At 26.9% G+C, this 11,275-nt stretch carries 14 protein-coding genes; 13 read left to right on the top strand and 1 reads right to left on the bottom strand.

The annotated features are described in order from the left end of the window. The first annotated feature begins 501 nt into the window (after positions 1–501). Complete coding sequence (gene dcm, locus Q0W06_RS17955; RefSeq protein ID WP_297639053.1) at positions 502–2,214, top strand: DNA (cytosine-5-)-methyltransferase; 1,713 nt, start codon at positions 502–504, stop codon at positions 2,212–2,214. A 60-nt stretch (positions 2,215–2,274) separates the two neighbouring features. On the opposite strand, the gene Q0W06_RS17950 is transcribed toward dcm, so the two are convergent. Then, complete coding sequence (locus Q0W06_RS17950; RefSeq protein WP_297639051.1) at positions 2,275–3,309, bottom strand: HNH endonuclease signature motif containing protein; 1,035 nt, start codon at positions 3,307–3,309, stop codon at positions 2,275–2,277. 263 nt (positions 3,310–3,572) lie between these two features. Between Q0W06_RS17950 and Q0W06_RS17945 the strand changes: the two genes are divergently transcribed. The 12 genes from Q0W06_RS17945 (at position 3,573) to Q0W06_RS17890 (ending at position 11,193) form a co-directional block, all read left to right on the top strand. Then, positions 3,573–3,878: a hypothetical protein gene (locus Q0W06_RS17945; RefSeq protein ID WP_297639048.1), complete on the top strand. Its 306-nt coding sequence runs from the start codon at positions 3,573–3,575 to the stop codon at positions 3,876–3,878. Positions 3,879–3,945: 67 nt separating this feature from the next. Continuing rightward, on the top strand, positions 3,946–4,284 hold the full coding sequence (locus Q0W06_RS17940) for a hypothetical protein (protein WP_297639045.1): 339 nt from the start codon (positions 3,946–3,948) through the stop codon (positions 4,282–4,284). 10 nt (positions 4,285–4,294) lie between these two features. Continuing rightward, positions 4,295–4,594, top strand: a complete 300-nt coding sequence (locus tag Q0W06_RS17935) for a hypothetical protein (protein WP_297639042.1) — start codon at positions 4,295–4,297, stop codon at positions 4,592–4,594. A gap of 58 nt (positions 4,595–4,652) precedes the next feature. Beyond that, positions 4,653–4,958, top strand: a complete 306-nt coding sequence (locus Q0W06_RS17930) for a DUF960 family protein (protein WP_297639039.1) — start codon at positions 4,653–4,655, stop codon at positions 4,956–4,958. A 10-nt stretch (positions 4,959–4,968) separates the two neighbouring features. After that, positions 4,969–5,316, top strand: a complete 348-nt coding sequence (locus tag Q0W06_RS17925) for a hypothetical protein (RefSeq protein WP_297639036.1) — start codon at positions 4,969–4,971, stop codon at positions 5,314–5,316. Positions 5,317–5,493: 177 nt separating this feature from the next. Further along, positions 5,494–5,769 carry a Mor transcription activator family protein gene (locus Q0W06_RS17920; protein WP_297639033.1) on the top strand — a complete coding sequence of 92 codons (276 nt, stop codon included), beginning with the start codon at positions 5,494–5,496 and terminating at the stop codon, positions 5,767–5,769. After that, entirely contained in the window at positions 5,759–6,205 is a 447-nt protein-coding gene (locus Q0W06_RS17915; protein ID WP_297639030.1) for a TM2 domain-containing protein, read from the top strand. Before Q0W06_RS17920 ends, Q0W06_RS17915 begins: the two co-directional genes overlap by 11 nt. A gap of 95 nt (positions 6,206–6,300) precedes the next feature. Further along, positions 6,301–6,990, top strand: a complete 690-nt coding sequence (locus Q0W06_RS17910; protein WP_297639027.1) for a hypothetical protein — start codon at positions 6,301–6,303, stop codon at positions 6,988–6,990. 121 nt (positions 6,991–7,111) lie between these two features. Further along, entirely contained in the window at positions 7,112–7,435 is a 324-nt protein-coding gene (locus Q0W06_RS17905) for a hypothetical protein (protein WP_297639024.1), read from the top strand. 84 nt (positions 7,436–7,519) lie between these two features. After that, the gene (locus tag Q0W06_RS17900) at positions 7,520–9,097 is read left to right on the top strand and encodes a DUF927 domain-containing protein (RefSeq protein WP_297639020.1); all 1,578 of its coding nucleotides are present in this window, start codon (positions 7,520–7,522) and stop codon (positions 9,095–9,097) included. A gap of 271 nt (positions 9,098–9,368) precedes the next feature. After that, on the top strand, positions 9,369–11,003 hold the full coding sequence (locus Q0W06_RS17895; RefSeq protein ID WP_297639017.1) for a recombinase family protein: 1,635 nt from the start codon (positions 9,369–9,371) through the stop codon (positions 11,001–11,003). A gap of 55 nt (positions 11,004–11,058) precedes the next feature. Continuing rightward, positions 11,059–11,193 carry a hypothetical protein gene (locus tag Q0W06_RS17890; protein ID WP_297639014.1) on the top strand — a complete coding sequence of 45 codons (135 nt, stop codon included), beginning with the start codon at positions 11,059–11,061 and terminating at the stop codon, positions 11,191–11,193. The last annotated feature ends 82 nt before the right edge of the window (positions 11,194–11,275 follow it).

Raw genomic sequence — 11,275 nt, 5'->3', positions numbered from 1 at the left:
ACAGATATATAGAGCATACAGGATAATGAAGAATGAACCGTACCATAAGTAAATGCGAACTATAGGATTGAGAATATTATAAATAAATGTGTATTAAATTAAAATAAATACAATTGAGCTATATGTTAAATAATGGTATAATAGTAACGGAATTAAAAAAGAGAAGAGGGGATTATACTGTGTATGATTAAAGAGGGTTACTCTCAAGAAGATGCATTTGCTTGTTATGATTCTCAATGTAGTATGATAGGGATCGATGCTGACATTATTATTATTATTAATAGATTAAATGGAGTATTTTAAAATAATGAAGAATATAAAAATAGAGAAAAACTTTTGAAAGAAAAGTACAAGTAATTAAAATAATTACTTGTATTTTTTATGAAATCATATCTTTACACAGGAACATAAGTTCTATATAATAGGATGAAATAATAAATAAACAGTAAAATATAAATATGATATAATAAAGAAGTTATACAAAAGTGAGGCGATTAAATTATGTTGAAATTAGCAACCGTTTTTAGTGGAATAGGAGCTATTGAACATGCATTACAAAGAATGGAAATAGAGCATGAAATAGTTTTTGCAGCAGATAATGGGGATGTAAATATTTTTGAAAAAAAAATACAATTTAGCTTTAAAGAAATAAAAAAAGAAATAAAGACTTTAGAAAAAGTAATAGAAGAAATAGATGTAAAATTTGAAAGTGACTATGAGTACTTAACTGATTTGGAAGATCATCTCTTAAAAATAAAAAATAAAAGTATTTTGTTAGAAAATATAGGACAAAATCATAAGATAGATATAAAAGAATACATAAAGACATTGAAAGATGTGAAATTACAAAAAGAAATAAAAAAACTATTTAGTGATGAAGAAATTGAGAATGGTATTAATAATATTGATAGTATTATTATACTTGGAATAATTGAGAAGGAAAATAAAGATGCTGTACAAGAAATAATAAAGGAAAATAAATTAGACAATAAATTAATAATAAAAGAAATGAAAGAAATGATAGCACAATTAGTGATGCTAAATGAAAAGATTGAAACATTACATATACATGCAAAATTAGAACAAATTAAAGACTTTAAGGAGAAGAAGAAATATATAGATTCTCTATATTCAGGAAAAGAAAAATCGAATTTTGTAAAAAAAAGTTACTTAGCAAATTATAAAATAGATGAAAAGAATTTTCATTGGAATGTATCATTTATCGATGGAAATGAATACAAGGGAATGGTAGATCTATTTGTTGGAGGAAGTCCATGTCAGTCATTTTCAATGGTTGGAAAACAAAGAGGATTAGGAGATACACGTGGAACTTTATTTTATGAATATGCAAGATTGGTTAAGGAAATACAACCCAAAGTATTTATATATGAAAACGTAAAAGCTGTATTAAGTAATGATAATGGGAATACATGGAATACTATGAAAGCGGTATTTGATGATTTAGGATATGAGTGGAAACTAATGACTCTTAATAGTAAGGAGTTTGGGGTTGCACAAAATAGAGAAAGAATATTTGTTGTTGGATTTAGAAATGATTTAAAATTAGAAAAAAGCTTTGAAGAGCCTAGAAAAAAAGAGCTAAAAAAGAAAATGAAAGATTATCTTTTGGAGAATGTATCAGGAAAATATTATTTAAATAAAAAGGGTGTTGCATTTGTAACAAGTGATAAAAATCTTAAGAAAAAATGGACTCAAATAGATGGTGAAATTCAATTGTGTCAAAAGAAAAATCAGCAGTTTAATTGGCATGGAGATTTTGTATTTGAAGAAGAAAATATAGATAGAGAAAAAACGATTCAAGAATTAGAAAAATATTTTTTATCAGAGAAAGTAAAAAAATATGTTTTAGCTAGTGGAACTAAAAATTTTTATTCTAAACCTGAGATTGATTTAGAAATAGCAAGACCGTTATTAACAACGATGCATAAGATGCATAGAGCTGGAGTTGATAATTATGTAACAACTGAAGGGCGAATAAGAAAATTAACTCCAAGAGAATGTCTTAGACTCATGGGATTTTGTGATAGTTTTAAAATTGTAGTATCAGATACTCAAGCATATCAACAAGCTGGGAATTCGATAGTGGTAGATGTGTTGATTGCAGTAATGGAAGAGATAATAAAGGCATATCCTAATATAGTTAGTGATAAAAGTAGAGATGGAATTTTAGAAGTTGCAATTACAAAAGAATAGATAGAAATAAAAAAGTAGTAAGAGTTTTACTACTTTTTTATTTTTTTTAAATAAGACCTTCTAATACTTAAAAATTTTTGATCTATGGAAATCTAAATAAGGGTTTTTGCAACCATCTAGATTTCCGATATTATATATTGAACCGGGAACTAAGTTTAAAGTAGAAGTTATTTCGGAATTTAATTTAGATGAAACTATTAAAGAGCCATCATTATTAAAACTAATTAGACCTTTATCAAATAAAACATCATAGGTAGGAGTTAAGGTTAATCCGTTATACCCATCTAATCTTTGATAATTATTTATACATTGACTCCAAGGCATTATATGACTAGCTCTTAATAAGAAGGAGTCTGAAATTCCAGTAAAAGGACAAGCGGGCATAATATTAAAGACATTACTTCTAAACTTTCCTTGTCCATTTCGAGCTTTGATTAGAGAAAGTCTTACTGTTGAGCTAATGGTTGTATCATTAGTTATAGTATTAGTAATAAAATTTTCATCTTCTAAAGTGTACATAGGAGTATTAGGTGCAGAAAATGAAAGTGTAAAAATGTAAATGATATCTATAGAAGAAGCAGAACTCGTATATTGTGAAATTGTTAAGTGAGAAAACTTAGGGATTGCTAGTTCTCTTATTATATCCCAAGCTGAATCTGCACAGCCGATATAAAATCGAGCAGAATCAAGATTACCATTTTGCATGTAAATTTTAAATTCTAGTAAATCATTTAAATGATTTACTACATATGCACGATGATTATAGAAACGTGAAATATCTCTATTATGCTTTTGGGTTGGATTAAGATAATAATTATGTGTATCATCAAGATATTCTAATAAATTTTCTTTCAATAAAAAGCAACTAGATGTACATGCAGGATATGAGTTCCCTTTTTTTGTTATAAATTCATTAGGTGAAAAAGTAAAAATAGGTTTTGAATTTTGTGAAGAGATATATAATCGTGCTTCACCGCTACCGGAACCTATTTTATTATTTGGTGAGACAAATGAATCCGGTAAACTGACATTTAATTGATCTGTTAAATTATAAAGTTTGTTGTTTATTTGAATATTTTGTAATTGACTATGCATAAAAGCACCTCCATATTTAATATGGTTTAATTATAAAACTTGCTGGTTATAAAATCAAATAAAAAATAAAAAAATATAAATAAGATAAAAAATAATCTTTAAAATGATAAATAAATAAAATACAAACAATAATAAAATGAAAGTAAAAATATAATTAAAAAATATAACCCGAAAAATACCCCGAATACAACCCGAAAAATATAAAATAAACTTATTATATAAACATATATTATATATATGATACTAAATAAGGAGTGAATAAGATGAAGAGAAAAGAAAAAATAACATGGTTTTTACAGTGGAATGATAAAAATGGATGGTATACAGATGAAAGGTGTGATTTAGAAGAAGCTAAAAAAATGACATATAAAGAGGCTGTAAAATACTTTTTTGGAGTTTTGAATGAAGAATTTTACTATAAAAAAGTTGATAATATTTTTGAGTTAACATATGAAGAGGTAATTAAGGATGCAAAAGAAAATGGATTCTATGAAAGTACGTGTACTAAGTTGAAGTTATTAGTAGAAAATAAAAATCCAACAGAAGAGTTTTATGGAAGTTTAATTTAAAAAGACTATTACCTATATTTTAGATATGGATAATGGTTTTTTTATTTTAGAAAGGAGAAATAATTTAATGAAAAAACTTTATTTAGAAAAACAATTAGTAGAGTTAAATAATTACTTTATAGAAGTAATTAAAAGTATTTCTGAAACGATAGAGATATTTAATGAGAACTATGGAGAAAATAGAAATGTAGATAACGATTTAGGAGGGTATGTTTTAATAGTTGAAATTATAGAAGATGTTAGGGAACTTAAAAACGGTATATTAAAAGATATATTACCAGAATATACAGATCTAATTAAATGTAGTGGGGGAGTGAATTATACTTCTTCACTATTTTTACTTTCTAGTGATTTTTCAGTTGTAATAATAGCAAATGAAGAACTTTCAAAAATATTGTTAGAGTAAGGAGAAAAAAATGGCTAAACAAGTCCAAGAAGGCATAATAAAAAGTACTAAATATTGTAATCTTCTAAAACAAGCAAGTTTAGGTGATGAGGATTACACATATTGTATAGAAAGAATTTTTGTGAAATCTAGGAAAAGGAATGAAGTTAGATTTGCGGTATATAAAGATACTGTAAGAGGAGAAGATATCTATGTTCCTAGAAGTCTAGATGTAACAGAATTAGAACTAATAGAACTTGTAAAGAAAGCTTTAAAAAATGGAGTATTTTCAGAAGATTTCATAGATATGATAAGACAAGAATTAAAATAGCTACTTAATTACAAATTAAAGTGATTAAGTAGCTTTCTTTGTTTTTAGGAGGATTAAGATGCTTGAAAAAAATAATAGATATATTACTAGAGGAATAAAGGGTGCTTTAGATATTGGAATGCAATTAGCTATGTGGCAAATGGTAGATGGGTTGAAAGAGAAAAGTAAGGAGGTGGATTACTTACAAGTATTTAAAATTAAAAGAAATGAAAAAGAAGTTAGAATAGAGCATAGTCAAGAAATACCTAAATATAAAAAGGTACATGTGTTAGAAAGTCTAGAGAGAGTTGATAAAGAAATAGTAAAAGTATTTGTAATAGATGATGGATTAAATTCTGTAATGATGTTAGCAGAAGAATATTAGGAGGAATATTATGAAAAAATTAAGTAAAGAAAAATATTTTGAGTATAATTCAGATAGATTATTAGGAGTAATGAGGATTGATTTCTATGATGGAAGACTAGCTAATCAATGGAATCCAAGGCAACTAATAATGGATTTAAATAAGAAAAAAAAGATAGATCTAAAGCAGTTACAAAAGGAGTTAAACTATATACAGTTTAAATTGCTTTGTAATTTTGGTGAAGTAATAAAAATATGTAAAGGTCAGGGATTTGAACAAGAAACTTTAACATACTTACAAATGGATATTGCAAAATATGTAGTGAAGTTAATACCAGTACAAGATTCATATTCTTATATTTATGTATATTTAAATTAAAGGGAGAGAAAGGATGAAGTGGATAGATATATTAAAGATAGTTATTGCTATATTAATAGCAATAAATGATGGAATGGAAAAAAAGTAGATTTTACAAGTGAAAATCATAATTAGAATAAACATTACAAAAAAGATAGATAGGCATATTATTTAATTGAAAATTAAAAGGAGGGAATAATGTGTGAAAAGTATAGTGGGATATATAAAGATATGGTAGAGATACTGGGGGAAGAAGTAGTATTGAGAATATATGAACACTATAAAGGACAACAAGTAACATTTCCAATGAGAATATATTCTAAAAGTTTTGTAATTGAATATATTATGAAAAATTACAATGGGAAAAATATAAAAGAAATAGCTAGAGAATTAGGATATACAAGCAATTGGATACAACAAATAGTAAAGAAAGAAAAATTAAGAGAGAAACTGGGGGATAAAAATGTACTGTAAAGAATGTGGAGAAAAAATAATAAATGAAAAATCAGTAATATGTGTGAAGTGTGGAACAAATAGAGGACAAGGAAATAATTATTGTCAAGAATGTGGAAATGAAGTGAAAAATAAAAATGCAGAGGTATGTTTGAATTGTGGATCTAAATTACAATGTAATGGAATAGATTTTTCAAAACATATTAAAGGAAATAGTAAGCCACTAGGAAATTCGAAAATAGTTGCAGGGATGTTAGGAATATTCTTAGGAGCAATGGGACTTCAAAGATTCTATTTAGGATATAAGGAGATAGGACTAATACAATTAGGAATATTTATAATAGCCTTAATTTTCTTTGCACCAGCAATTTTGATAAGTTGGATATGGGCAATTATTGATGTAGTCAAAATATTTACAGGAAAATTAAATACAGTAGATGGGAAAATATTAGAATAAAAGTAAAAAAATTAAGGTGAAAAGTACTTACCTTAATTTTTTTTTTGATATAATAATAGAGTAAATAAAAGTTTTAACTACAAAGGAGAAAAGAAATGAGTAATACACAAAAAGTTTATAGTTTAAGAGAATTAGTTCCTGAAATATTTGGAGTTGGGGAAGAGTCAAATAGTTTTGAGTCTAAATATAAGGAATTAGTAAGATTAAATAATTTAGTTAAGATGAATACTGATTATAGCGATATGCAAGGGGTTTTAGCAGAAAATAAAGATAATTATGTTAGGTTAATGAAAAATATCGATACAAGCACAGATGATGTAAAAAAACTTATAAAAAAATTTAATGAAAGAAAACTTCTTACGAGGGAAGAGTTTGAAAAAATAATGGCTGTATTTATTAATAGTTTAGGTACAAAAAAGGATGAGGTTAAAGAAAAAATAGATATTATAAATAAACTTGAAGAAAAAATGTATAAGATACAAGATGAAAATATGTATATATTGAAAGAAGTATTAACATATTTTTGTGATGATGCTATTTTTTTAACAGAAGGAGTATTTAATGAGATTGCTAAAGAGATGCAAAATTTATTAGATGAACATAAGGGAAAAGTAAATAATCTTTTAAAGGTAGCTAAGTCAAGATTTAAAGAATTAGATGTAATAGATGATGAGATATATGAAACAAAATTAATAAAAGGATATATATCAAGTATAGAGGATAAAAAGTTTAAAGATAAATATAGCAGAATATTAGAGAAGAGAAAAAAGAAGATAGAGATTTAAATAATAAGGTTGAGACAAAAAAAGTAACGTTTTTTGTCTTAGCCTTATTTTTTTTTGAATGGTATTATTTAATCATGAAGTGTGCACACCTTTTAATATTATAAAAAGGAGACTGATTAAAATGGCATTTAAAAGAATAATAGGTATAGGTGAAGGAACATATAATGTTCAAATAGTAAAAACAATCTTAGTAAGCTATCCAGGGAATAAACAAGCTTTGAAAATAACAGTAAAAACTATTGAGGATGATGAAGTATATCATACCTTCTTAATATTCATTAATAATACGTATGTAATAACTAAGTTAATAAATGTAACTTATGAAGAGAACTTTGATGAAGAGATAGATGAAGAAGACTTTAATGGAGTATATATGGAAATAACAACAAAAGAAAAAAATGGATATATAAATATAATTGATATTAACCCAGTTGATGGTGAATAAAAGTAAATTAGAATAATAGAAAAAATGTAAGCTCCTATACAGAGGAGAATAAAGTATAGGAGCTTAAAATTAGGAGGAACAATAATGCAAAGGTTTACTGTAGATCAGAAAGGGATAAATACTAATAGTAATGGAGAAAAAGCAAAGATAGCAGAGCTTATTGATATTACATCAGTACAGCAAAATATTGACAATGGATCATATAAAGCATTGATTAAATATAGTTCATTCGTAGGAATAAAAGAAATAACAATACCTAGAGAAGAATATTTAAATAAAAATAATTTAATAAAATATCAAAGTAAGGGATTAGATATAACGCATGAAAATGTAAATCTACTTACGCAATATTTAGGAGAGCGAGAAAAATGTTGTCCAGTAAAAAATGTGCATACAAGCTTGGGATTTTCGAATTACCAAGGAAAAGTAATATATAAATTAGCTGAATGCATTGGAATAAAGTCAAAATATGAAGGTAGTTATGATATACAGCCTGTAGGTGATAAAAATGAATATATTAATATGTTAAATAAAGAGGTATTTGGAAATACAGCATTAGAATTTATAGTAATAGTTTCACTTTCAGCTATATTGATAGGATATATGGGAGAAGAACTAGGATTAGATTCAATGATACTACATATACTTGGAAATTCAACGACAGGAAAATCTACTGCATTAAAGTTGGCAATCTCGCTATTTGGATATCCTGATGTTAAAAAGAATGGGTTGTTTGGAACATATAATGGAACAAATAATGCATTAATAAAGAAATTAACAGGATTAAGGGGTGTTCCATTTGCATTAGATGAAATATCAATGTCGTATACACAAAATTTCACTAATTTCATATATGGATTATCAAATGGGACTGATAAAGATAGGCTAAATAAGGATTCAGAATTAAAGGAGCGGGAAACGTGGCTTACAACAATTCTATCTAATGGAGAAAAATCACTAATAGGATCAGCAAATAAAAATGCTGGTGTACAAATTAGAGTTATGGAAGTAAGTAATGTTAAATGGACTAATAGTGCTGAAAATGCTGAAAGTATAAATCAAATTATTTTACAAAATTATGGTCATATAGGATTTGAGTTTGCGAAGTATGTTATGGATATGGAAAAAACTAAATTGATAGAAGGCTTTAAAAGTTCAAAAGAAGAAGTATATAGATTATTGGAAGATCAATTGATAGCTGACAGTATGATGCTAAGAAGGTGTAATAAATTTGGAGTAATAATACAAACTGCATATCTATTTGAGAATATGATGGGAACTACATTAAATGTGGAAGGAATAAAGAAAATGATAGTAGATATAGAAAGGGAATCGATAAAAAATAGAAACTTTAAAGAGTCAGCAATTGATTATATAAAGCAATATGTATCTAAATATAAAGGAAAGTTTGAAGGTGAATCAGCAAATTCAACCGAAAACTTAGGAAAAATAATTCAAAAAGAGAAGTATGTTGAAGTTCAGATGAATAAAATATCGTTTGAATATATGATAAAACAGGGAGGATATGAAGATAAAAATATTGTCTTAAAAGAATTAAAAGAAGCAGGATTTCTAAATTGTGAGAAAGATCGTTACACAAGGTGTAGAAAGAATAGTTTAGGATATAGTGAAGATTTCTTTGTAATAAAATTAGATAAATAAAAAATCCCGTTTTCCCGTAAAAGTATAAATATAGATAAATAAATCGTTCATGGATATAAAGTTAAAAATAGATGCTATATAAAAATGTAGAATATAAGGAAAAAAATACGGGAAAACGGGATTTCTTAAAGGAGTGTGTAAAAATGGAAAATATAGTAGAGATAGTGGCAGAACTACTAATAGAATACCTAAAGGAAGAGAAGAAAAAGAGTAATGAAAAATAAGACAAACATATATTATTTTTTTGAAGAATAACTAAGGAGGACTTAAAATGGATAAGAAAAAAATAGCAATCTATTGTAGAGTTAGCACAATTGAACAAGCAGAGGAAGGATATAGCATCGATGAGCAAAAAAGATTGCTAGTAGAATGGGCAGAAAAAAATGAGTGTGAAGTATATGAAACATACTCAGATAGAGGAATAAGTGGTAAGGATATAGTTCATAGACCAGCAATGCAAGAACTCTTGAATGATGCAAAAGAGGGAAAATTTGAAATGGTAATAGCTTGGAAGATCAATAGAATTAGTAGAAAACTTGCAGATGTTCTTAAAATAATAGATACATTTGACCAAAATAATATTACTTTTAAATCCTATTCAGAACCATTTGAAACTAATACACCAGCAGGAAGAATGCAGTTTCAAATGATGGCTTCAATTGGAGAGTTTGAAAGGGGAACAATAGCTCAAAATGTAAAAATGGGAATGATGGCTAGAGCTAGAGAGGGAAGATGGTGTGGAAATAGGGTTCTAGGGTATGACATAGTTCCTATTTCAGGAACAGAACACAAAAAAAGAAGAGAAACAGAACTAGTAATAAATGAGGATGAAGCAAAGTGTGTTCAACTAATTTTCAATGAGTATGCTAAAGGATTCGGATATAAAGCAATAACCAATAAGATAAATAAATTAGGATGTAAGACTAAAAAGGGAAATCCATTTTCAGTTGGATCAATAAGAGATATACTAACCAATCCAGTATATATAGGTAAAGTAAGATATAATGTCAGAAGAGAGTGGTCAGAAAAAAGAAGAAAGAACATAAATCCTAATCCACTAATAGTAGAGGGAAAACATAAAGGTATAATAGAGATAGAATTGTGGGATAAAGTTCAAATAATATTAAAGTCTAAACAAGGAAAGCCTAAAAGAATATATGATGGGAAATACCCACTAACAGGTATTTTGAAATGTCCAGTATGTGGAGCAGGAATGGTAATATCAAGAACAACTAGAACATTAGTAGATGGAACTAAACATAGGATTGCATACTATAGTTGTGGAGCATGGAAAAATAAAGGAACAGCGGTATGTGGAAGCAATTCGATAAGAGTAGATGAAGCTAATGAATACGTATTTGGAAAAATACAAGATCTAGTAATGAATGAAAAAATGGTTGAAAAAATAGTAGGATCTATAAATAAAAAGCGAAATAAAGAAGTCAAACCAGCTAAAAAGGAAATAAATGAATTAAAAAATAGAATAGATGAATTAACTAAAAAGAAAAAGAAGATATTAGAAGCATATGAGGAGGAAATTTTAAATAAGAAAGAGTTTGTAGAAAGAAAAGAAGAATTGAGTTTGCAGAGTGAAAAGTTAGAGAGTAGATTAGAGGAATTGAAGGATATAGCTTATGCAAAAGAATTAGAAGAGGTAGATTCTACACTAATAAAAAATGCATTAAGTAAGTTTGGTAAAATACTTACAGAGTGCAAGGATAGAGAAAAGGAAAAAATGTTGTTACATTTAATAGTATCTAGTATAACGATGGATAAAAGTAGAAAAGTAGAAACTATAAATATAAGAATAAATGAAGAGGTATTAAAATGTATATACGCGAGTAAGGAAGTATCAAAAAAAGATACTTCCTTTTGTTTTGATTTAAATTTAAATATAGTAATATAAATTGGATTAGTAATTAAAAAAAGAGGAGAGAATCATAAAAGAGGAGGTGATTAAAATGAGTACAATAGCAGTTATAATTATATGTGTAACAGGACTGATTTTGGGTGGAATGGGGACATACTTAATAGCTACTGATAAAATAAAAAGGGTTAGAGTAAAAACTCAAGCGATAGGTTTTGAATTTTCTTAAGATATTCGCACTTTAGTAAGAAACGGAGAACCGTACCATAAGTAAATGAGGTTTATAACCTTAGGCATTGATATAACTTGCC

Origin of the sequence: uncultured Clostridium sp. (assembly GCF_947072515.1) — a bacterium.
In the GTDB taxonomy this organism is placed as follows: domain Bacteria; phylum Bacillota; class Clostridia; order Clostridiales; family Clostridiaceae; genus Clostridium.
This window is presented reverse-complemented; position numbering and strand designations above follow the sequence as displayed.

Coding starts and splice junctions, on each gene's coding strand:
- dcm (WP_297639053.1), top strand. CDS start 502: ATGTTGAAATTAGCAACCGTTTTTAGTGGAATAGGAGCTATTGAACAT.
- Q0W06_RS17950 (WP_297639051.1), bottom strand. CDS start 3,309: ATGCATAGTCAATTACAAAATATTCAAATAAACAACAAACTTTATAAT.
- Q0W06_RS17945 (WP_297639048.1), top strand. CDS start 3,573: ATGAAGAGAAAAGAAAAAATAACATGGTTTTTACAGTGGAATGATAAA.
- Q0W06_RS17940 (WP_297639045.1), top strand. CDS start 3,946: ATGAAAAAACTTTATTTAGAAAAACAATTAGTAGAGTTAAATAATTAC.
- Q0W06_RS17935 (WP_297639042.1), top strand. CDS start 4,295: ATGGCTAAACAAGTCCAAGAAGGCATAATAAAAAGTACTAAATATTGT.
- Q0W06_RS17930 (WP_297639039.1), top strand. CDS start 4,653: ATGCTTGAAAAAAATAATAGATATATTACTAGAGGAATAAAGGGTGCT.
- Q0W06_RS17925 (WP_297639036.1), top strand. CDS start 4,969: ATGAAAAAATTAAGTAAAGAAAAATATTTTGAGTATAATTCAGATAGA.
- Q0W06_RS17920 (WP_297639033.1), top strand. CDS start 5,494: ATGTGTGAAAAGTATAGTGGGATATATAAAGATATGGTAGAGATACTG.
- Q0W06_RS17915 (WP_297639030.1), top strand. CDS start 5,759: ATGTACTGTAAAGAATGTGGAGAAAAAATAATAAATGAAAAATCAGTA.
- Q0W06_RS17910 (WP_297639027.1), top strand. CDS start 6,301: ATGAGTAATACACAAAAAGTTTATAGTTTAAGAGAATTAGTTCCTGAA.
- Q0W06_RS17905 (WP_297639024.1), top strand. CDS start 7,112: ATGGCATTTAAAAGAATAATAGGTATAGGTGAAGGAACATATAATGTT.
- Q0W06_RS17900 (WP_297639020.1), top strand. CDS start 7,520: ATGCAAAGGTTTACTGTAGATCAGAAAGGGATAAATACTAATAGTAAT.
- Q0W06_RS17895 (WP_297639017.1), top strand. CDS start 9,369: ATGGATAAGAAAAAAATAGCAATCTATTGTAGAGTTAGCACAATTGAA.
- Q0W06_RS17890 (WP_297639014.1), top strand. CDS start 11,059: ATGAGTACAATAGCAGTTATAATTATATGTGTAACAGGACTGATTTTG.